At 72.6% G+C, this 19405-nt stretch carries 23 protein-coding genes; 17 read left to right on the top strand and 6 right to left on the bottom strand.

The features are described 5' to 3' along the window. The first annotated feature begins 9 nt into the window (after nucleotides 1–9). The 5 genes from IE290_RS06185 (at nucleotide 10) to IE290_RS06165 (ending at nucleotide 6866) form a co-directional block, all read left to right on the top strand. On the top strand, nucleotides 10–933 hold the full coding sequence (locus IE290_RS06185) for an oxygenase MpaB family protein (protein WP_191243472.1): 924 nt from the start codon (nucleotides 10–12) through the stop codon (nucleotides 931–933). Further along, nucleotides 930–1955: an LLM class F420-dependent oxidoreductase gene (locus IE290_RS06180; RefSeq protein ID WP_191243471.1), complete on the top strand. Its 1026-nt coding sequence runs from the start codon at nucleotides 930–932 to the stop codon at nucleotides 1953–1955. The genes IE290_RS06185 and IE290_RS06180 overlap by 4 nt, the downstream gene beginning before the upstream one ends. 99 nt (nucleotides 1956–2054) lie before the next feature. Next, the gene (locus IE290_RS06175) at nucleotides 2055–4067 is read left to right on the top strand and encodes a neutral/alkaline ceramidase (RefSeq protein ID WP_191243470.1); all 2013 of its coding nucleotides are present in this window, start codon (nucleotides 2055–2057) and stop codon (nucleotides 4065–4067) included. Between the two features lie 79 nt (nucleotides 4068–4146). Further along, on the top strand, nucleotides 4147–5448 hold the full coding sequence (locus IE290_RS06170) for an MFS transporter (RefSeq protein ID WP_191243469.1): 1302 nt from the start codon (nucleotides 4147–4149) through the stop codon (nucleotides 5446–5448). Then, complete coding sequence (locus IE290_RS06165) at nucleotides 5445–6866, top strand: pyridoxal phosphate-dependent decarboxylase family protein (protein ID WP_191243468.1); 1422 nt, start codon at nucleotides 5445–5447, stop codon at nucleotides 6864–6866. The genes IE290_RS06170 and IE290_RS06165 overlap by 4 nt, the downstream gene beginning before the upstream one ends. Here IE290_RS06165 and IE290_RS06160 read toward each other — a convergent pair. The 4 genes from IE290_RS06160 to mrf are packed head-to-tail and all read right to left on the bottom strand — an operon-like array spanning nucleotide 6863 to nucleotide 9538. Further along, on the bottom strand, nucleotides 6863–7912 hold the full coding sequence (locus IE290_RS06160; protein WP_191243467.1) for a GTP-binding protein: 1050 nt from the start codon (nucleotides 7910–7912) through the stop codon (nucleotides 6863–6865). The two genes, IE290_RS06165 and IE290_RS06160, sit on opposite strands and share 4 nt — an antisense overlap. After that, a complete protein-coding gene (gene rpmF / locus IE290_RS06155; protein WP_191243466.1) occupies nucleotides 7909–8067 on the bottom strand; it encodes a 50S ribosomal protein L32 in 159 nt (52 codons plus the stop codon). The genes IE290_RS06160 and rpmF overlap by 4 nt, the downstream gene beginning before the upstream one ends. Continuing rightward, nucleotides 8067–8315, bottom strand: a complete 249-nt coding sequence (locus tag IE290_RS06150) for a type B 50S ribosomal protein L31 (protein WP_191243465.1) — start codon at nucleotides 8313–8315, stop codon at nucleotides 8067–8069. The genes rpmF and IE290_RS06150 overlap by 1 nt, the downstream gene beginning before the upstream one ends. Further along, the gene (gene mrf, locus IE290_RS06145) at nucleotides 8312–9538 is read right to left on the bottom strand and encodes a ribosome hibernation factor-recruiting GTPase MRF (RefSeq protein WP_191243464.1); all 1227 of its coding nucleotides are present in this window, start codon (nucleotides 9536–9538) and stop codon (nucleotides 8312–8314) included. Before mrf ends, IE290_RS06150 begins: the two co-directional genes overlap by 4 nt. Before the next feature lie 50 nt (nucleotides 9539–9588). Between mrf and rpmB the strand changes: the two genes are divergently transcribed. The 5 genes from rpmB (at nucleotide 9589) to cobA (ending at nucleotide 12145) form a co-directional block, all read left to right on the top strand. After that, nucleotides 9589–9825: a 50S ribosomal protein L28 gene (gene rpmB / locus IE290_RS06140; RefSeq protein ID WP_191243463.1), complete on the top strand. Its 237-nt coding sequence runs from the start codon at nucleotides 9589–9591 to the stop codon at nucleotides 9823–9825. Next, nucleotides 9825–9989 carry a 50S ribosomal protein L33 gene (gene rpmG, locus IE290_RS06135; RefSeq protein ID WP_017988077.1) on the top strand — a complete coding sequence of 55 codons (165 nt, stop codon included), beginning with the start codon at nucleotides 9825–9827 and terminating at the stop codon, nucleotides 9987–9989. The genes rpmB and rpmG overlap by 1 nt, the downstream gene beginning before the upstream one ends. Continuing rightward, a complete protein-coding gene (gene rpsN, locus IE290_RS06130) occupies nucleotides 9989–10294 on the top strand; it encodes a 30S ribosomal protein S14 (RefSeq protein WP_191243462.1) in 306 nt (101 codons plus the stop codon). The genes rpmG and rpsN overlap by 1 nt, the downstream gene beginning before the upstream one ends. After that, nucleotides 10291–10539 carry a 30S ribosomal protein S18 gene (gene rpsR / locus IE290_RS06125; protein ID WP_191243461.1) on the top strand — a complete coding sequence of 83 codons (249 nt, stop codon included), beginning with the start codon at nucleotides 10291–10293 and terminating at the stop codon, nucleotides 10537–10539. The genes rpsN and rpsR overlap by 4 nt, the downstream gene beginning before the upstream one ends. Before the next feature lie 376 nt (nucleotides 10540–10915). Continuing rightward, the gene (cobA, locus tag IE290_RS06120; RefSeq protein WP_191243460.1) at nucleotides 10916–12145 is read left to right on the top strand and encodes a uroporphyrinogen-III C-methyltransferase; all 1230 of its coding nucleotides are present in this window, start codon (nucleotides 10916–10918) and stop codon (nucleotides 12143–12145) included. Here cobA and IE290_RS06115 read toward each other — a convergent pair. Continuing rightward, nucleotides 12133–12981, bottom strand: coding sequence for an alpha/beta fold hydrolase (locus tag IE290_RS06115; RefSeq protein ID WP_191243459.1), 849 nt, complete (start codon nucleotides 12979–12981; stop codon nucleotides 12133–12135). The two genes, cobA and IE290_RS06115, sit on opposite strands and share 13 nt — an antisense overlap. 58 nt (nucleotides 12982–13039) lie before the next feature. Here IE290_RS06115 and IE290_RS06110 point away from each other — a divergent pair, with 58 nt between their 5' ends. Further along, nucleotides 13040–13882 (top strand): crotonase/enoyl-CoA hydratase family protein, encoded by an 843-nt coding sequence (locus tag IE290_RS06110; protein WP_191243458.1) that lies wholly within the window; start codon nucleotides 13040–13042, stop codon nucleotides 13880–13882. Between the two features lie 11 nt (nucleotides 13883–13893). Further along, nucleotides 13894–15597, top strand: coding sequence for an AMP-binding protein (locus tag IE290_RS06105; RefSeq protein ID WP_191243457.1), 1704 nt, complete (start codon nucleotides 13894–13896; stop codon nucleotides 15595–15597). Between the two features lie 32 nt (nucleotides 15598–15629). Here the strand turns inward: IE290_RS06105 and IE290_RS37735 are convergent, their stop codons facing one another. Then, nucleotides 15630–16067 carry a hypothetical protein gene (locus IE290_RS37735; protein ID WP_229874238.1) on the bottom strand — a complete coding sequence of 146 codons (438 nt, stop codon included), beginning with the start codon at nucleotides 16065–16067 and terminating at the stop codon, nucleotides 15630–15632. A gap of 156 nt (nucleotides 16068–16223) precedes the next feature. Here IE290_RS37735 and IE290_RS06095 point away from each other — a divergent pair, with 156 nt between their 5' ends. The 5 genes from IE290_RS06095 to ftsR all read left to right on the top strand — a co-directional run bounded on the left by IE290_RS06095 (nucleotide 16224) and on the right by ftsR (nucleotide 19165). After that, nucleotides 16224–16427 (top strand): hypothetical protein, encoded by a 204-nt coding sequence (locus IE290_RS06095; RefSeq protein ID WP_191243456.1) that lies wholly within the window; start codon nucleotides 16224–16226, stop codon nucleotides 16425–16427. Between the two features lie 370 nt (nucleotides 16428–16797). Next, nucleotides 16798–17409, top strand: coding sequence for a cardiolipin synthase ClsA (clsA, locus tag IE290_RS06090; RefSeq protein WP_191243455.1), 612 nt, complete (start codon nucleotides 16798–16800; stop codon nucleotides 17407–17409). A 57-nt stretch (nucleotides 17410–17466) separates the two neighbouring features. Continuing rightward, nucleotides 17467–17850 (top strand): glycine cleavage system protein GcvH, encoded by a 384-nt coding sequence (gene gcvH / locus IE290_RS06085; RefSeq protein WP_191243454.1) that lies wholly within the window; start codon nucleotides 17467–17469, stop codon nucleotides 17848–17850. Between the two features lie 104 nt (nucleotides 17851–17954). After that, nucleotides 17955–18419 carry a glycogen accumulation regulator GarA gene (gene garA / locus IE290_RS06080; protein WP_017988089.1) on the top strand — a complete coding sequence of 155 codons (465 nt, stop codon included), beginning with the start codon at nucleotides 17955–17957 and terminating at the stop codon, nucleotides 18417–18419. Further along, on the top strand, nucleotides 18416–19165 hold the full coding sequence (ftsR, locus tag IE290_RS06075) for a transcriptional regulator FtsR (RefSeq protein WP_191243453.1): 750 nt from the start codon (nucleotides 18416–18418) through the stop codon (nucleotides 19163–19165). The genes garA and ftsR overlap by 4 nt, the downstream gene beginning before the upstream one ends. Nucleotides 19166–19405 lie beyond the last annotated feature (240 nt).

Raw genomic sequence — 19405 nt, 5'->3', positions numbered from 1 at the left:
GTTCGGATCATGGCAGTGCAGCCCCTGGGCCCCGAGTCCCTGACGTGGAAGTACTTCGGCGACTGGCGGACCGTGCTCATGGCGCTGTGGGCGGGCTCGATGCAGAACATGCACCCCGAACTCGGCGCCGGGGTCGAGGAGCACTCGCGGTTCTTCGCCGAACGCTGGCAGCGGCTGTTCCGCTCGCTGTACCCGATCGGCGGCGTGGTCTACGACGGCCCGCGCGCGGCGGAGACCGCGCGAGCCGTGCGCGGCTACCACGAGACGATCCAGGGCGTGGACGCCCGCGGCCGCCGCTACCACGCGCTGAACCCCGGCACGTTCTACTGGGCGCACTCGACGTTCTTCATGCTCACCGTGGTCGCCGCGGAGCGGATGATGGGCGGGCTGAGCGAGGCGGACAAGCGGCGGCTGTTCGACGAGCACGTCCAGTGGTACCGGCTCTACGGCCTGAGCATGCGGCCGGTGCCCGCCACGTGGGAGGAGTTCCAGTCCTACTGGGACCGCATGTGCACCGAGGTGCTGGAGGACAACAAGGCCACGCGGGACGTGCTCGACCTCCGCGGGATCGCCAAGCCGCCGTTCGTGTCCTGGATGCCGGAGCCGGTGTGGTGGGTGCTGCGCCTCGGCATCGCGAAGTCGTTCGTGTGGTGGACCGTCGGCCTGTACCACCCGGCGGTGCGGGAGCGGCTGGGCTACTCCTGGTCACGCCGCAGCGAGGTGCTGCACCGGCTGGCCGGCCGCGCGATCGGGCTGGCGTTCCGGTTGGTGCCGCACGACCGCCGCTACCACCCGCGCGCCAGGGCGGCGTGGCGGCGGGTGCGCGGGGAGGTCCCGGCGGACGCCCCGCTGGTGGAGACACCCGCCCGGAACCTGCCGCCGCTGTCTGAACGGGACAGTCCCATCCACTACGTCCCCCGGGAGGTGTCGTGAAGCTCGGCTATCACATCGGTTACTGGTCCGCGGGCCCGCCGGAAGGCGCGCTCGAGGCGATCCGCACGGCGGAGGAGCTGGGGTTCGACTCGGTGTGGACCGCCGAGGGGTACGGCTCGGACGCGCTGACCCCGCTGGCCTGGTGGGGCGCGGCGACCTCACGGGTCAAGCTGGGCACCAACATCGTCCAGATGTCGGCCCGCACCCCGACCGCGACCGCGATGGCCGCGATGACGCTGGACCACCTCTCCGGCGGCCGGTTCGTCCTCGGTCTCGGCGCGTCCGGCCCTCAGGTGGTGGAGGGCTGGTACGGGCAGCCCTACCCGCGGCCGCTGGCCCGGACGCGGGAGTACGTGGAGATCGTGCGCCGGGTGGTGGCGCGGCGCGAGCCGGTGACCTTCGACGGCGAGCAGTACCAGCTGCCGCTCAAGGACGGGACCGGGCTGGGCAAGCCGCTGAAGTCCACAGTGCACCCGCTGCGCCCGGAGATCCCCATCTACCTGGCCGCCGAGGGGCCGAAGAACGTGGCGCTGGCGGCCGAGATCTGCGACGGCTGGCTGCCGCTGTTCTTCTCCCCGAAGAGCGACGCGTTCTACCGGGAGGCGCTCGCGGACGGCTTCGCGCGCCCCGGTTCCCGGCACACCCAGGCCGATTTCGAGGTGGCCGCGTCGGTGCCGGTCATCGTGCACGACGACGTCGAGACCGCGGCCGGGTTCATCAAGCCGTCGCTGGCGCTCTACATCGGCGGTATGGGGGCCAAGCAGGTGAACTTCCACAAGGACGTGTTCGCCCGGCTCGGCTACGCCGACGTCGCGGAGAAGGTGCAGGAGCTCTACCTCGCCGGGCGGAAGGAGGAGGCCACCGCGGCGATCCCCACGTCGCTGGTGGAGGACACCTCGCTGATCGGGCCGCCGGAGAAGATCCGGGCCGAGCTGGCCGCGTGGGAGGACACGGTGGTGACGACGCTGCTGCTGCGCGGGGACGCGCGCACGTTGCGGCGGATCGCGGAAGTGATCGGGTAGGCCCTCCCGAACCCCCCGGACGAGGGTTGGCAGCACCGGGTGACGTCCTTTAGGCTCCGGCAAACCTGAAAAGGCTTCACGTCTGGAGGGAGGCCGCCGATGCCGGTGAGCCGCAGGAGTGTCCTCGCCGGGGCGGCCGCCGCGCCGCTGGCCGCGGGGCTGCTTTCGAGCACGGCGCACGCCGCGGAGCAGGGCTACCTCGTCGGCGTCGGCATTTCCGACGTCACCGGGCCGGCGGCCGAGTGCGGGATGATGGGCTACTCGATGCCCCAGCAGCAGACCGCCGGCATCCACCAGCGCACCCGCGCCCGGGCCTACATCGTCGGAGAGCCGGGCGGCCGGCGGATCGTGTTCGTCAACGCCGACGTGGGCGCGCTGTTCCAGTCCGTGCACCAGGGCGTGCTCGCCCGGCTCGCGCAGCGCTACGGCGACCTCTACACCGAGCAGAACGTGCTGCTCAACGCCACCCACACGCACGCGGGCTGCGGCGGATCGTCCTGGTACGCCGCCTACAACCTGTCGATCCTGGGCTTCCAGCGGCAGACCTACGACGCGCAGGTCGACGGCATCGTCGAAGCGATCGAGCAGGCCCACGCCAACCTCGCGCCCGGCACGATCACCCTCGGCCGCACCGAGCTGACCGACGCCAGCGTCAACCGCTCCCGCACCGCGTTCGAGCTGAACCCCCAAGCCGACAAGGACCACTTCCCGCTCGCCATCGATCCCGCCGTCACCGTGCTGCGGTTCCGCCAGGGCGCCCGCGACATCGGCGCCATCGCCTGGTTCGCCACGCACGGCACCTCGATGACCAACGCCAACAAGCTGATCAGCGGCGACAACAAGGGCTACGCCGCCTACGCCTGGGAACACGGGCGGGGCACCCGCTACCTCGACGGCGAGCCGGAGTTCGTCGCGTGCTTCCCGCAGACCAACTCCGGCGACATGTCCCCGAACCTCAACCTCAAGCCCGGGTCCGGGCCCACCGAGGACGAGTTCGAAAACACCCGCATCATCGGCGAACGCCAGTTCACCGCCGCCAAGACCGCCTTCGACGGCGCGAGCACGCCCATCACCGGGCCGCTGGACTTCCGCTTCTGCTACGTGGACATGTCGAAGGTGACCGTCGACGGCCGCTACACGCCGGACGGGCGCACGCACACCACCGCCACCGCGGCGATCGGCGTGTCGATGCTCGCCGGCAGCACTGAGGACGGCCCCGGCCTCCCGCTGCCGGAGGGCGTGCGCAACCCGTTCATCGACGCGCTCGGCGGGATGGACGCGCCGATCCCGCAGGCACTCGCGGACGAGCACGCGCCCAAGGTGATCGCGGTGCCCTTCGGCGCGATGAAGCCCTACCCGTGGGCGCCGGAGGTGCTGCCGCTGCAGATCCTGCGGCTCGGGCAGCTCCACCTCGTCGCCGGGCCGGCCGAGTACACGATCGTCGCCGGGTTGCGCATCCGCCGCACCGTCGCCGCCGAGCTGGGCGTGCCGCTGGAGAACGTGATCATGCAGGGCTACGCCAACGCCTACAGCCAGTACGTGACCACGCCCGAGGAGTACGACTCGCAGCAGTACGAGGGCGCCTCCACCCTCTTCGGCCGGTACACGCTGCCCGCCTACCAGCAGGAGTTCGCGCGTCTGGCCGCGGCGATGCGGACCGGCGCGAGCGTGCCGCGCGGCCCGGTGCCGCGCGACCTGTCCGGCGACCAGCTCAACTTCCAGCCCGGCGTGGTGGTGGACTCGCCGCCGCTGCTCAAGCGGTTCGGCGACGTGCTCACCGAGGCGCGCGGCAGCTACCGGCGGGGCGAGCGGGTGGTGGTCGAGTTCGTCACCGGCCACCCCAAGAACGACCTGCACCGCAACGGCACGTTCCTGGAGATCCAGCGCCTGGACGGCGGCGCCTGGGTGCGGCACGCCGACGACGGCGACTGGGCCACCCGCTACCACTGGACGCGCACCTTCCTGGCCGAGTCGACGGCGACGATCACCTGGGACATCCCCGCGAACACCCCGGTCGGCAAGTACCGCGTGGCCCACTTCGGCGACGCGAAGGCCCTCGACGGCACGATCACGCCCTTCACCGGCACCTCACGCGCGTTCGTCGTCTCATAACGAATTCGCGCCCCCGGCGGACGACCGCGCGTGATCGGTGACACGATGCGGACGATCATCGGGTGTCGATCGGAGGACCATGGTCGCCCTACCGGCCAAGACCAGGCTCGGCTACTCCGCCGGGTCGTTCGTCACCGGCGCGTTCGGCACGGTGCCCGGCCTGCTGCTGCTGCCCTACCTCACCGACACGATGGCGGTGCCGGGCGCGATCGCCGGCGCCATCGTGCTCGTGCCCAAGGCGTGGGACGTGCTGTTCAACCCGGTCGCCGGGCGGCTGTCCGACGCGAGCCTGAACCGGCGGGGGAGCAGGCGCCCGTTCCTGCTGTTCGGCGGGCTCGGCGTCGCGGTGCTGTTCGCGGCGATCTTCGCCCACCCCGGGTTCGGCAGCACCCCGCTGGACGCCGGGTACGTGGTGCTCGCGTTCTTCCTGTGCGCCACCGCGTTCGCGTTCTTCCAGGTGCCCTACAACGCGCTGCCCGCCGAGCTGACCGAGAACTACGACGAGCGCACCCGGCTGACCAGTTGGCGCATCGGCCTGCTCGCGATCGCGATCCTGGTCTCCGGCGGCGGCGCACCCGAGATCACCAACCAGGTCGGCGGCATCACCGGCTACCGCGTCATGGGCGTCGTGATGGGCGTGATCATGATCCTCGGCACCATCGCGGTGTACGTGGGCACCCGGACCGCGCCGGTCGGCAACCTGCGCCCGCCGACCCCCGGCTGGCGCGAGCTGCTCGCGACGATGCGCCAGTGGCGTGCGTTCCGGTGGCTGCTGGGTGTCTACTTCGTCCAGTCGCTGGGTCTGGCCACGTTGCTGGCCGGGGTCAACTACGCGTCCCGGTACGTGTTCGGCGACGCGGACCTGCAGACCTACCTGTTCGTCGGGTTCGTGCTGCCCGCGCTGGTGACCATGCCGCTCTGGCCGCGCATCGGCGCGCGCTGGGGCAAGCTGTGGGGCTTCCGGTTCGCCTGCATCGCCTTCGGCGTGGCGTGCGCGGGCCTGTGCGCCGCATTGGTGTTGCCGGTCGGCGTGTCGTTCGTGTTCGTGGCGCTGGCCGGGGTCGGTTACGCCGGGATCCAGGTGTTCCCCCTGGCGATCCTGCCCGACCTGATCAGCGCCGAGGAGGAGCGCACCGGCGCCACCCGCGCCGGCATCACCGCCGGGGTGTGGACCGCGTCGGAGACCCTCGGCCTGGCGCTGGGGCCGGGCCTGTTCGGGCTGGTGTTGTCCGCGGGCGGGTACGTGTCCAGTGTGGACGCGTCGGCGGCGCAACCGGGCAGTGCGGTCACCGCGATCCTGCTCGGGTTCGCGCTGCTGCCCGGAATCCTCGTGGTGGCGGGCCTGCCGCTGCTGCGCCGGTCGATCCTGGAGCCGCGATGAAACCCGCCCGCGAGGTCTTGACCCGGCTGCGTGAGCTGCGCACCGGTGACCTGCCCACCCACGGCGGGCGCACCCTGGCCTACGTCTACGACAGCGGCCTGTCCGGTGTGGACGAGCTGGCCGCGCAGGCGCACGCGCTCGCCGCTTCGGCCAACGGCCTCGACCCGACCGCGTTCCCCAGCCTGCGGCGCCTGGAGAACGACCTGGTCGCCGCGACGGCGCGCGTGGTGGGGGGCACGCCGTCCACGGTCGGCGCGGTGACCTCCGGCGGCACCGAATCGTGCCTGCTCGCGGTGCTCGCCGCGCGCGAGGGCCGCCCGGACGTCGCCGCGCCGAGCATGGTGCTGCCCTCGACCGCGCACGCCGCGTTCCACAAGGCCGCGCACCTGTTCCGGGTGCGCCCTGTCGTCGTTCCGGTGGACCCGGTCACCTTCCGCGCCGATCCGGAGGCCATGGCCGCCGCGATCGACGACACGACCGTGCTCGTGGTCGCCAGTGCCCCGTCCTACGCGCACGGCGTGATCGACCCGGTCGCGCCGATCGCCGCCGCGGCCGCCGCGCGGGGCGTGCGGATGCACGTGGACGCCTGCATCGGCGGCTGGATCCTGCCCTACTTCCGCCGGCTCGGCCGCCCGGTGCCCGAGTTCGGGTTCGCCGTCGAGGGCGTCACCAGCGTCTCGGTCGACCTGCACAAATACGCCTACTGCCCGAAGGGCGTGTCGGTGCTGCTGCACGCCGACACGGATCTGCGGCGCGGGCACTACTTCGCCAGCGCGGACTGGCCCGGCTACACGATGCTCAACAGCACGATCCAGTCCACCCGTTCCGGCGGTCCGCTCGCCGCCGCCTGGGCCGTGCTTGAGCACCTCGGCGACGACGGCTACCTCGAACTCGCCCGGCAGACCCTGGCCGCGGTGACGGCCCTCGCCGAGGGCATCACCGCGATCGACGGCCTGCGGCTGCTCGCCGAACCGGACTCGACCCTGATCGCGCTCACCGCCGACGACGACAGCTTCGACCTGTTCACCGTCGCCGACGAGATGCGCGTGCGCGGCTGGTACGTGCAGCCGCAGTTCGCCCACGAATCGTCGCCGGTGAACCTGCACCTCACCGTCACCGCCGCGAACCGGGGCGGCGAGGCCGGGTTCCTGGCCGACCTCGCCGCCGCGGTCGCCGCCGCCCGCGACGCCGGACCGGTCCCCGTGGACGAGAACGTGGCCGCGTTCGTCGCCGCGCTCGACCCGGACACGCTGACCGGCGAGCAGTTCGAAGGGCTGCTCACGGCGGCCGGCCTGGGCGGCGGGGCCGGGCTGCCGGACCGGATGGCCGGGATCAACGCCCTGCTCGGCACCGCCGGCCCGGCCCTGCGGGAACGCCTGCTGCGCGAGTTCCTCGGGATGCTGTACCGGCCGGGCTAGTGCGCCGCGTGGTCGTGCAGCGCCCATGCCGGGAACGGGTCGGGGCCGGCCTCCTCGCCGAGGCAATCCGTCAGCGCCGCGGTCAGGGCCGCGTGGTCCAGGCCGGTTCCGATGAACACCAGCTCCTGCCGCGCGGGCCCGCTGCCCTGCGGTTCGAACCGCGCCACCGACCCGGCCTGCGACCACAGGCCCAGCACACCCGGGCGGGAGGCCAGCGCGAAGAACCCCTTGGCGCGCAGCACCTTCCCGAACCGGCCGGAGTCCAGGTCCCGGGTCACGAACGACCACAGCCGGCCCGGGTGGAACGGCCGGTCCGCCCGGAACACGACGCTGGAGATGCCGTACTCCTCGGTCTCCGGGACGTGGTCGCCGTTCAGCTCGGCCACCCAGCCGGGCGCCTGCTGCGCCCGTTCGAGGTCGTAGCGGCCGGTCCCGAGCACCTCCCGCACCGGCACGCGGCCGAAACTGGCCCGGATCACTTCCGCGGCCGGGTTGAGCCGCCGCAGCAGCGCCTCCAACCGGGCCAGCTCGTCCGCGCCGACCAGGTCGGTCTTGTTCAGCAGCAGCACGTCGGCGAACTCGACCTGGTCGATCAGCAGGTCGCTGACCGTCCGCTCGTCACCCTCGTACTGGTCCAGCGACCGCTCGGCCAGGCCGTCCCCGGCGTCCAGCTCGCGGGCGAAGTTCACCGCGTCCACCACGGTGACCATGGTGTCCAGGCGCGCCCGCGGCAGGAACGTGAACGTGGCCGCGACCGGCATCGGCTCGGAGATCCCGCTGGACTCGATCAGCACGTGGTCGAACCGGCCGTCGTCACACAGCCGGCCCACCTCTTCCAGCAGGTCGTCGCGCAGGGTGCAGCAGATGCACCCGTTGGTCATTTCGACCAGGCGTTCTTCGGTGCGCACGAGCGCGGCGTCGATGTTGACCTCGCTCATGTCGTTGACGATCACCGCGACCCGCAGGCCCTCGGTGTTGCCCAGGACGTGGTTGAGCAGCGTCGTCTTCCCCGCACCGAGGAACCCGGACAGAACGGTGACCTTCACCGGGCCAGCCGGTGGAAGTGGCCGAGCAGCCTGCGCGGCACCAGCTGCTGCTTGCCGTCGATCACCACCGGCACCAGGTCCGGCTTGACCGCCTTCCACTGCGCGCGCCGGTGACGGGTGTTGCTGCGGGAGGTCTTGCGCTTGGGAACCGCCATCACTTCCGCCTTCCGTAGCGGCGGTGGAACTTCTCCACCTGGCCCGCGGTGTCCATGATCCGGCGCGCGCCCGTCCAGAACGGGTGCGACCACGCGCTGACGTCGACCAGCACGAGCGGGTAGGTGCGGCCGTCGCTCCACTCGATCGTCTTGTCCGAGGTGATCGTCGAGCGCGTCAGGAACGCGTCGCCGGTCGCGGTGTCCTGGAACACCACCGGGTGGTAGTCGGGATGGATGCCCGGTTTCACTGCTTCTCCGTTCCGGACGTGACGTTCACGTCCTGCGTTTCGTCGGTCTCCTCGCACGGCTCCTCGTGCCAGGCGCCGAACGGGTCGTCGTAGGTCAGCCACTCCCGCTGCCCGGCCGCCAGCTCCACGTCGGTGAGCAGCGCGGCGGACAGCGCCTCGTCGATCTCGGCCGGCGTGGCCTGGTCGGTGACGACGAAGATCTCCGAGGCCCGGTCGCCGAACACCGGGTGCCAGCGCAGCGACGCCGCCGTCCGCCGCTCCGGCGACACGTCCGTCCACGCCGGACCATCCGGCGCGTCCAGCCACGGCCCGGCGTGCCCGACGCCCAGGCCGCCGCCGGCCGATTCCAGCCACAGCGCCATGTCCGGCTGGCTGGCGACCCACACTCGGCCGCGGGTGCGCACGACGCCGTCGAGCAGCACGTCCAGCGCGTCGTGCAGCCGCTCCGGGTGGAACGGGCGCTGCGCGGTGAACAGCAGCGTCGCCACGCCGCAGTCGGAGCCCAGCGGCGGCTCGCCGTGCAGCAGCGGGCCGTGCATGTCGGTCACCTCGCCGCGGCGCGCGCCCGGGGGCACCTCGGCCAGGCGCGAGGTGCGCAACGCCGCCGGGGCGACGCGGTCGAGCACGGCCGCGGTCTTCGCGTCGGTCCACGGGTCGGCGGTGCCGGTCAGGACGAGCACGTCGGCGAACTCGGCCTGGGACAACGCGACCTGCGCGACCGTCCGCTCGTCGTCCTGGCTGGCCTGCAGCCCGCGCTCCTCCAGGGTGTCGTCGCCGGTGGCGTCGGCCAGCCAGCTGCCGCGGTCGAGCACCGTGTGCACGCCGTCGATCGAGACGAAGTCGCTCACCGGCCGGTCGCCGACGAGGACGTGCCGGATCGCCCAGCACACCGGTTCCGGCTCCATCGCCTCGTCCAGCCGCACCACGATGTGCCGCACGCCGGGCGTGCCGGCCAGGCGGCGCAGCTGGGGGAGCAGGTCCTCCCGCAGCGTGCAGGACACGCAGCCGTGCGCCAGTTCGAGCACGGTCGTCTCGTCGCGGTCGCCCAGCCGCAGCCGCCGACGCACGACGCCGCCGCGGATCTCGCGCAGGTCGTGGTGGACGACCGCGGTGCCGGGCCGGGCCGCGCGGACCTGGTCGGCGAGGTCGCCGGTGGCCGCCGGGACGAGGCCGCTGATCAGGGTGAGGGGCACCCGGGTGGTGCCGGTCGTTTCGGGATCCACGCGTTGTAGAGTAGTTGGTAATGAAAATCGATATCAACTAGGGAGGGTGGATGTCGGCGGTCTGCCAGGTCACCGGCCGTAAGCCGGGCTTCGGCAAGCAGGTGTCCCATTCGCACAAGCGGACGTCGCGGCGGTGGGACCCGAACCTCCAGCGGCGCCGCTACTGGCTGCCCGCGGAGGGGCGCTGGGTCACGCTGCGGGTCTCGGCGAAGGGCATCAAGACGATCGACAAGCGCGGCATCGAGGCGGTCGTCGCCGAGCTGCGCGCGAAGGGGGTGAAGCTGTAGTGGCCCGCAACGACGTCCGGCCGATCATCAAGCTCCGCTCGACCGCGGGGACCGGTTACACGTACGTGACCAGGAAGAACCGGCGCAACGACCCGGACCGGATGGTGCTGCGCAAGTTCGACCCGGTGGTGCGCCGCCACGTCGAGTTCCGGGAGGAGCGCTGATGGCGAAGAAGTCGAAGATCGCCCGCGACGAGCAGCGGCGCGCGGTCGTGGCCCGCTACGCCGAGCGGCGGGCCGAGCTGAAGGCGGTCGTGTCCTCGCCGCGGTCCACTGCGGACGAGCGCGCGGCCGCGGTGTCGGCGCTGCAGAAGCTGCCCCGGGACGCCAGCCCGACGCGGCTGCGCAACCGCGACACCGCCGACGGCCGTCCGCGCGGCTACTTCCGCAAGTTCGGGCTGTCCCGGGTGCGGCTGCGCGAGATGGCCCACCGCGGCGAGCTGCCCGGCGTGTCGAAGTCGAGCTGGTGAGTGAGATGCCCAAGTACACCAAGGAGCGGTCCGGTCGTCGGCGCCGCAACCTGCTGGCCGCGGAGAACGTGTCCGTTGTGGACTGGAAGGACGTGGACCTGCTGCGCAAGTTCATCTCCGACCGGGGCAAGATCCGCGCCCGGCGGGTGACCGGCCTGTCGCCGACGGAGCAGAAGCAGGTGGCCCAGGCGATCAAGAACGCCCGCGAGATGGCGCTGCTGCCCTACCCGTCGTCGGCGCGCTGACCTGGTGCGGGCCACCCGGCCGGGTGGCCCGCACCGCCCCGGGGCGCGGCGCCGTCGCCGTCAACCTCCCCAGCGATTGCGGCGACACGCCCGTGATACCCGCCGCCGACCACGGGCACGCGGTCACGGTCAAGGCCCAGCTCGACGGCGTGCGCCGGCTTGAACAGCCTCAACGACCGGGGCCAGAGCCCTTCGCCGGTGCGGTGTTCAAGAACGACCCGGAGGTGGTCAGGGCGCTGCTCGCCCGGGGAGCGGACCCGGCGGCCGGCATCCCGTCTGCCGTGGACACCGCGCGCATCTGCGGGCAATACGGAGTTGCTCACACTCCGGCAACCCTGGGGTGTCTTCGGCGCTTCCGGCAGGCATGCTTGTCCGCATGCCTGAAGACCAGCACTACCTCGTCGGCCTCGACCTCGCCGGGCGGCGCGTGGTGCTCGTCGGCGGGGGGACCGTCGCCCAGCGCAGACTGCCCCGGCTGATCAGCGCCGGCGCCGCGGTCGAGCTGATCTCGCCGTCCACCACCCCGGCCGTCGGCGGCATGATCGACGCCGGCGAGGTGGTCTGGCACCAGCGCCGCTACGCCGACGGCGACCTCGACGGCGCCTGGTACGCGCTGGCCTGCACCGACGACCCCGAGGTCAACGCCGCCGTGTGCGCGGAGGCCGAGCGGCGCCGCATCTTCTGCGTCCGCGCCGACGCCGGCATCGAGGGCACCGCGGTCACCGCCGCGGTCGGCCGTCACGAGGGCCTCGTCGTGGGTGTCCTGTCCGGCGGCCACCCGCTGCGCTCGGCCGCGGTGCGCGACAACATCGTCGAGGCCCTGCACACCGGCGCGATCGCCGACGACCTCACCCCGCCGGACGCCACCGAGCTGCCCGGCGTCGCGCTCGTCGGCGGCGGCCCGGGCGATCCGGAGCTGATCACCGTCAAGGGCCGCCGCCTTCTCGCCCGCGCCGACGTCGTGGTCGCCGACCGGCTGGCCCCGCGTGAGCTGCTCGACGAGCTGTCCCCGGACGTCGAGGTGGTCGACGCCGCCAAGATCCCCTACGGCCGCGCCGCGAGCCAGGAGTTCATTAACGCCACCCTGATCGAGCACGCCAAGGCCGGCAAGTTCGTGGTCCGCCTCAAGGGCGGCGACCCGTACGTGTTCGGCCGCGGCTTCGAAGAGCTGCTCGCGTGCGCCGAGGCCGGGGTGCCGGTGACGGTCGTCCCGGGCATCACCAGCTCGATCGCCGGGCCGGCGGCGGCCGGGGTCCCGGTCACCCACCGCGGCGTCGCGCACGAGGTCGTCGTCGTGTCCGGGCACGTGGCGCCGGACCACGAGAGCTCCCTGACCGACTGGACCGCGCTGGCGAAGCTGCGCGGCACGATCGTGCTGATGATGGGCGTGGAACGGCTCGGCCAGTTCGCCGCCGCGCTGCTCGACGGCGGCCGCCCCGGCGACACGCCGGTCGCGATCGTGGAGAACGGCACCATGCCCACCCAGCGCGTGCACCGCTTCACGCTGGCGACCGCGGCCGAGGACGCCAAGGCCGCCGGGGTCCGCCCGCCCGCGGTGATCGTGATCGGCCCGGTCGCCGGCCTGCTGCCGGATCAGCTCCGGTAGGCGCGCCGCACGAAGTCCAGGATCGCCGCGGTCAGCCGCTGCGGGTCGAAGCGCAGCTCGACCGGGCTGCGGGCCTGCACGAACTCCGCGTTGGGCAGGTCGCCGGCGAGGGTGTCCGCGTCGCCGAACGGGTGAATCGGGTCGCGCTGGTGCCCGATCACCAGCGCGGGCACCTCGATCCGCCCGCGCACCGACCGCGGCGGCGCGATGCGGCCGAAGAACACGCCGTGCAGCAGCGCCGCCATCGACGCCGGCTGCTGGTCGAGGGTGTCGGTGACGACGTCGACCCACTGGCTGCCCCGCGGCACCAGCCCGGCCACCTTCGCCACCGCCTGCACCCCAAAAGGCACGAACCGCGCCGCGAACAGCAGCGGTGTGAACGCCAGCAGCCCGGCGACGATCGCGTTGTCCAGCACCGGCATCTCGACCACGATCCCGCGCAGCCGCTCCGGCGCCTTGACCGCCACCTCCAGCGCCACGTTCGCGCCCAGCGACGTCCCGCCGACCACCGCGCGGCCGACGTCCAGGTGGTCCAGCAGCGCCACCACCTGGTCGCCGAACGCCGGGATCGAGTAGTGCCACGACTCGCGCGGCCGGTCGGAGTCGCCGTGCCCGAGCAGGTCCAGGGTGATCACCCGGAACCCGTCGGCCGCGAGCCGGCGCGCCAGCGGGGCGTGCATCCGCCGGGTGAACATCAGGCCGTGGGCCAGCACCACGACGCGGTCGCCGGTGCCGAACTCGGTGTAGCAGAGCCGGTGGCCCTCGAAGGTGAACGCGGCAGCCAGTCCGGTGGTCTCCAGGGGACGGGTCAGCATGACGATCAGCAAACCATCCATGAGCGTCTCCGCGCAGGCTTGTGCGCGCGAATGCGTCCGGATGCGTCAAGATGGCCGCATGACTGACACCGCCGACAAGCTTCCGGACCTGGTTTCGCTCGCCGTCGAGCGCACCGGCCCGGTCGCCCGCGTGACCCTGCTCGGGCCGGGCAAGGGCAACGCGATGGGCCCGGACTTCTGGCGCGAGCTGCCGATCGTGTTCCGCACCCTGGACGCCGATCCCGCGGTCCGGGCGATCGTGCTGACCGGCAGCGGGAAGAACTTCTCCTACGGCCTCGACCTGCCCGCGATGATGGGCGGGTGGGCGCCGCTGCTCGCCGGTGACGCCCTGGCCGGCCCGCGCACCGAGTTCCTCCGCGAGATCCGCACCCTGCAGGACAGCGTCACCGCGGTCGCGCAGTGCCGCACCCCGGTGATCGCCGCCGTGTCCGGCTGGTGCATCGGCGGCGGCGTCGACGTGATCGCGGCCGCCGACGTCCGGCTGGCCAGCGCGGACGCGAAGTTCAGCGTGCGCGAGGCGAAGGTCGCGATCGTGGCGGACCTGGGCAGCCTGCAGCGGCTGGCCGGCATCATCGGCGAAGGCCACCTGCGTGAGCTCGCCCTGACCGGCAAGGACATCGACGCCGCCCGCGCGGAGCGGATCGGCCTGGTCAACGACGTGTACGCCGACCAGGACGCGGTCCTGGCCGCGGCCGAGGAGCTGGCCCGCGAGATCGCCGCGAATCCGCCGCTGGTCGTCCAGGGCGTCAAGGAGGTGCTCTCGCTCAACACCGAGCGGCAGGTCAGCGACGGGCTGCGCTACGTCTCCACCTGGAACGCGGCGTTCCTGCCCAGCAAGGACATCCAGGAAGCGGTGCGGGCGTTCATGGAGCGCCGGGCGCCGGAGTTCACCGGCGAATGAGGAGAGACGCCATGAGCAGTGCCGCTCACCAGCAGTTCCGCGAGGCACGCGACTTCCTGCTCGCGCACCGCGAGGACTACGACACCGCCTACCGCGAGTTCGCCTGGCCGCGGCTGGACGAGTTCAACTGGGCCCTGGACTGGTTCGACGTCGTCGCCGCCGACCCGGCCAACGCGGAGAAGTACGCGCTGTGGATCGTCGAGGAGGACGGCGGCGAGGGCCGCTGGACCTACCCGGAGATGTCCCGCCGCTCCAGCCAGGTCGCCAACTGGCTGCGCGGGCTGGGCGTCCGCCGCGGCGACCGGCTGATCCTGATGCTCGGCAACCAGGTCGAGCTGTGGGAGACGATCCTCGCCGCGATCAAGCTGGGCGCGGTGATCATTCCCGCGTCGACCCTGCTCGGCGCGGCCGACCTGCGCGACCGGGTGGACCGCGGCAACGCGAAGCACGTCGTCGTGCGGTCGGCCGACGTCGAGAAGTTCGCCGACGTCGCCGGTGATTACACCCGCATCGTCGTGGGGGAGCGGGCGCAGGGCTGGCACTCCTTCGCCGACGCCTATTCCGCGGAGGAATCGTTCACGCCGGACGGGCCGACCGCCGCGACCGACCCGCTGCTGCTGTACTTCACCTCGGGCACCACGGCCAAGCCGAAGCTGGTGCAGCACACGCACGTGTCCTACCCGGTCGGGCACCTGTCCACGATGTACTGGATCGGCCTCGAACCGGGCGACGTGCACTTGAACATCTCCTCACCCGGCTGGGCCAAGCACGCGTGGAGCAACGTGTTCGCGCCGTGGAACGCCGAGGCCACGGTGTTCCTGTTCAACTACACGCGCTTCGACGCCGGCGCGCTGATGGCGCAGATGCAGCGCTGCGGGATCACCAGCTTCTGCGCGCCGCCGACGGTGTGGCGGATGCTGATCCAGGCCGACCTGTCGGCGCTGGAGACGCCGCCGGTCAAGGTGGTCGGCGCGGGTGAGCCGCTCAACCCGGAGGTGATCGACCAGGTCCGCAAGGCGTGGGGCGTGACCATCCGGGACGGGTTCGGCCAGACCGAGACCAGCGTGCAGATCGCCAACACGCCCGGTCAGGAGGTCAAGCCCGGGTCGATGGGCCGTCCGGTGCCGGGGTTCAAGGTGGTGCTGGTCGACCCGGTGAGCGGGCAGCCGGCCGAGGAGGGCGAGATCTGCCTCGACCTGGCCGAGCGGCCGGTGGGCCTGATGGTGGGCTACGCCGACGACTCCGACCGCACGGCGGAGGCGTTCCGCGGCGGCTACTACCACACCGGGGACGTCGGCTCGGTCGACGAGAAGGGCTACATCACCTACGTCGGGCGCACCGACGACGTGTTCAAGGCCTCCGACTACCGCATCTCGCCGTTCGAGCTGGAGAGCGTGCTGCTCGAGCACGAGGCCGTCGCCGAGGCCGCGGTGGTGCCCGCGCCGGACCCGATCCGGCTCGCGGTGCCCAAGGCCTACGTCGTGCTCGCGGCCGGGTACTCGCCGGACGCGTCCACCGCTGAGAGCATCCTGGCGTTCTGCCGGGAGCACCTGGCGCCGTACAAGCGGATCCGGCGGCTGGAGTTCGCCGAGCTGCCCAAGACGATCTCGGGCAAGATCCGCCGCGTCGAGCTGCGTGGCAAGGAGCAGGAGTCGGCGCAGTCGCGGCCGGCGGGCGAGTTCCGCGAGGACGACTTCCCGGGGCTCAAGGGCTGAGGGCGGGCCGCCCCCGGTACGCCCGGGGGCGGCTACTCCGCCTGGGTGACGCGGGCGAAGACGGTGTCGTCGCCGCGGCTGCACGTCGTGCCGCCCTGGGAGGCGGGCGGGCCGGACACGCACAGCCAGCCGTCGATGGTCTCGCCGACCGGGCGGCCCGACCCGGCCGGCTGCCGCCCGGTGATCGCCTGCTGGAAGCGGGTCACCAGGTCGGTGGCCTGACCGCAGCTCAGGCCGCTCGCCGTGGGGTCCATGACCTGGAGCGTGAGCCCGCTGGCGGCGCGCACGGTGCCGCACTCGTCCGCGCGGGCCTCGGCGGTGCTGCTGGCGGCGGTGGTCGTCGTGGTGCTCGCCGGAGCGCTGGTGGTCGCCGGCGGTGGGCTCGGCGCCGGGTCCGGTGTACCGGTACAGCCGGCGAGGGTGCCGGCGGACAGGAGCAGCAGCGCCAGGGCGCGGCGGGGTGCGGTCATCAGTGGTTGCCTCCTGGCCGCCGAAACTACCGTGACAACGGCGAAATCGCTGGCCCGACGCGCCCGGCGAACCTCCACTGTGGACGATGATCCACCGGCCGGGTGAATAGTTGGCGGGCGGCTAACACTTCGGTCCCCTCGCGCGACACCACAGTTGTGTTGAGCACCGAAACCGCGCCCGAGACGGACCCCCTCCCGACCGCCCCCTGCTCCGTCGTGTGGAGCCAGGGCCGCCCCTACGTGCTGGAGCCCGCCGCCGGGACGCTGCGCTGGGTGGGCACCGACCACCGGGGCCGCCCGCTCACCCTCAGCGGAGAGGAGCTCCGCCGCCGCGGCTGGACGCACCGCCGCGCGGGCTGACGCCCCGCGGGTTTTCTGAGCCGGAGCTGTCCGGCCCGGCCGCTGTGGGCGGCATCGTCGGCCCTGCGGGCCGAGCCCGCGCCCGGAAGCCGGGGCGCCCCATCCGCGGTCCCGCCGCGGAGCCGGGGCCGTCCGGCCGGACCGCGGTCGGCGGTGCACTCGGCCCTGCGGGGCCGAACCCGGCTCGCCGCGGCCGCGGGCCGTCCCGTCCGCAGGCGGGCCGCTCGGCCCCGCCAGACTCGCCGGTCCCGCATCCGTCCGGCCGGACCGCGGTCGTCGGCGCCCGCGGCCCTGCGGGGCCCGCCCACCCCGCACTCCCGCTGGCCCGAAGGGGTGAACCGCCCCCCGGCGCACCGATTAGGCTCACCCCGTGATCGAACCGCGCACCGAGACGGCCGAGCCCAGCCTGTTGCGGCAGGCGTGGACCGTGCCGAACCTGCTCTCCCTGCTGCGGCTGGCGGGCGTCCCGGTGTTCCTCTGGCTCCTGCTCGGCCCGAAGGCCGACGGCTGGGCCCTGGCGCTGCTGGTGTTCAGCGGCCTGTCCGACTGGCTGGACGGCAAGCTCGCGCGCTGGCTGGACCAGACGAGCCGCCTCGGGCAGTTGCTCGATCCGGCCGCCGACCGGCTCTACATCGTCGCCACGCTGATCGCCTTCCTGGTCCGCGGCATCGTGCCCTGGTGGCTCGTCGCGGTGCTCGTCGGGCGCGAGGTGCTCGTCGGTGTGGCCCTGCTGGTGCTGCGCCGCCACGGCTACGCCCCGCCCGAGGTCACCTACATCGGCAAGGCCGCGACCTTCGTGCTGATGTACGCCTTCCCGTTCCTGCTGCTCACGCAGGGCGCCTCGACCGCGGCCACGATCGCCCGGCCCATCGCCTACTCCTTCACCGCGTGGGGCACCGTGCTGTACGTGTGGTCGGGCGCGCTGTACCTGCTGCAGACCTTCTGGGCGGTCCGGCGTGCCAGGGCGGGCGCGCGGATGTAAGACTGCGCGCGAGCATCGCGAAAGACCCGCGAGCCGGGGCAGGAAAGGGGACGTGGAGTGTCCGCGCCAGAAGAGTTGCGCTACACCGAGGAGCACGAGTGGGTGGCCACCCGTGCCGACGACGTGGTCCGCGTGGGGATCACCGAGTACGCGCAGGACCAGCTGGGTGACGTGGTGTTCGTCGACCTGCCCGAGGCCGGCAAGGCGGTCACCGCGGGCGAGCCGTTCGGCGAGGTCGAGTCGACCAAGAGCGTGTCCGAGCTGTTCGCCCCGGTGGACGGCGAGGTCGTCGCCGTCAACGACGCGGTCAGCGACTCGCCCGAGCTGATCAACAGCGACCCCTACGGCGAGGGCTGGCTCGTCGAGATCAAGGTGAGCGACGCCGACGCCGTGGCGGGGCTGCTCGACGCCGACGCCTACAACCGGCTGACCGCAGGCTAGGACCGCGTTTTGGGGGGAGCCGCGGGGGCCGAATCGATCAGGCACGGTACGTTGGCAGCCACAGGTTTTCAGCCAGCGACACATCAGTGGTGAGGAGAGCTCAGGTGAGCACCAACGACGGGCCCGGCGTTCCCCCGGAGCAGTCTCCGGAGCGGACCTCGGTCTTCCGGGCCGACTTCCTGGCGGACGTGGAGGGTCAGGAGGCGCCGACGCCGGAGCCTTCGGTCGCCGGTGTCGACGCACTGCCGGCCGGCACGGCGTTGCTGGTGGTCAAGCGGGGCCCGAACGCGGGTTCGCGCTTCCTGCTCGACCGGGACACCACGAGCGCCGGGCGCCACCCGGACAGCGACATCTTCCTCGACGACGTCACGGTGTCCCGCCGCCACGCGGAGTTCCGCCGCGAGGGCGGTGAGTTCGTCGTCATCGACGTGGGCAGCCTCAACGGCACCTACGTCAACCGCGAGCCGGTCGACCAGGCGGTGCTCGCGGGCGGTGACGAGGTGCAGATCGGCAAGTTCCGCCTGGTCTTCCTGACCGGCCCGGGGCACGGGGGCCAGGGGGCGCGGTGACGGCTGCCGGGCGGCCACAGCGTGATGGACTGAGCATCGGGGCGGTACTGGCGCAGCTGCGCCCGGACTTCCCCGATGTCACCATCTCCAAGATCCGGTTCCTCGAGTCCGAGGGACTGGTCCGCCCGGGCCGGACCGCGTCCGGATACCGGCAGTTCTCCGCGGCGGACGTCGAGCGTCTGCGGTTCGTGCTGGCCGCGCAGCGGGACCACTACCTCCCGCTGAAGGTCATCAAGGAACAGCTCGACGCGGCCGACCGCGGCCTGACCGACGGCCAGCCCCTCGGGAAACTGCCCCGCAAGCTGGTCCCGCTCCCGGCGACCCCAGGAGCGGGGGACGGCCTGCCCCGGCCGGACGACTTCGCGCCGGGCCGCGACGTCCGGCTGACCCGGGAGGACCTGCTCGCCGAGGCCGGCGTCGACGGCGCCCTGCTCGCCGAGCTGGAGCAGTACGGGCTGATCCGCCCCGGTGCCGCCGGGTTCTACGACCCGGACGCGGTGCTGGTGGCCCGCACGGTCCGCGCCATGACGGAGTTCGGCATCGAGCCGCGCCACCTGCGCGCGTTCCGCGCGTCGGCCGACCGCGAGGTCGGGCTGCTCGAGCAGATCGTGACGCCGGTGTCCCGGCACCGGGACGCCGACGCCAAGGCGCGGGCGGACGAGCTGGCGCGCCAGCTCGCCGCGCTGTCCGTGACCTTGCACACGCTGCTGGTCAAAGCGGGCATCCGGGACGTGACGGGCGGGTGAGCGCGACCGGCCGGTCTGGATCACCGCTGGTCGTGCGACGCGACGGTAATGACATGGTTTCGGGTCTCCGCAGCGGGCCGCCGATGCCGTACCGTTGGTGATGGATTTGCCGGAACGGTCCATGCGACTGCCATACGGTTCCCGAAAGCGAGCACGGCGTCGGGATGGCGGGTAGCGTCGGAGATGTCGATGCGGGGCCCTCGGACCAGCGCTGCGGCCCGCGCACACGAGAGGGAGGCG

The sequence above is a fragment of the Amycolatopsis deserti genome, assembly GCF_014653945.1.
Classification (GTDB): Bacteria; Actinomycetota; Actinomycetes; order Mycobacteriales; family Pseudonocardiaceae; genus Amycolatopsis_E; species Amycolatopsis_E deserti.
The sequence above is the reverse complement of the archived record's forward strand: the minus strand, read 5'-3'. Positions and strand labels throughout refer to the sequence as shown.

Coding starts and splice junctions, on each gene's coding strand:
- IE290_RS06185 (WP_191243472.1), top strand. CDS start 10: ATGGCAGTGCAGCCCCTGGGCCCCGAGTCCCTGACGTGGAAGTACTTC.
- IE290_RS06175 (WP_191243470.1), top strand. CDS start 2,055: ATGCCGGTGAGCCGCAGGAGTGTCCTCGCCGGGGCGGCCGCCGCGCCG.
- IE290_RS06170 (WP_191243469.1), top strand. CDS start 4,147: ATGGTCGCCCTACCGGCCAAGACCAGGCTCGGCTACTCCGCCGGGTCG.
- IE290_RS06165 (WP_191243468.1), top strand. CDS start 5,445: ATGAAACCCGCCCGCGAGGTCTTGACCCGGCTGCGTGAGCTGCGCACC.
- rpmF (WP_191243466.1), bottom strand. CDS start 8,067: ATGGCGGTTCCCAAGCGCAAGACCTCCCGCAGCAACACCCGTCACCGG.
- rpmB (WP_191243463.1), top strand. CDS start 9,589: ATGTCGGCGGTCTGCCAGGTCACCGGCCGTAAGCCGGGCTTCGGCAAG.
- rpsN (WP_191243462.1), top strand. CDS start 9,989: ATGGCGAAGAAGTCGAAGATCGCCCGCGACGAGCAGCGGCGCGCGGTC.
- cobA (WP_191243460.1), top strand. CDS start 10,916: ATGCCTGAAGACCAGCACTACCTCGTCGGCCTCGACCTCGCCGGGCGG.
- IE290_RS06115 (WP_191243459.1), bottom strand. CDS start 12,981: ATGGATGGTTTGCTGATCGTCATGCTGACCCGTCCCCTGGAGACCACC.
- IE290_RS06110 (WP_191243458.1), top strand. CDS start 13,040: ATGACTGACACCGCCGACAAGCTTCCGGACCTGGTTTCGCTCGCCGTC.
- IE290_RS06105 (WP_191243457.1), top strand. CDS start 13,894: ATGAGCAGTGCCGCTCACCAGCAGTTCCGCGAGGCACGCGACTTCCTG.
- IE290_RS37735 (WP_229874238.1), bottom strand. CDS start 16,067: ATGACCGCACCCCGCCGCGCCCTGGCGCTGCTGCTCCTGTCCGCCGGC.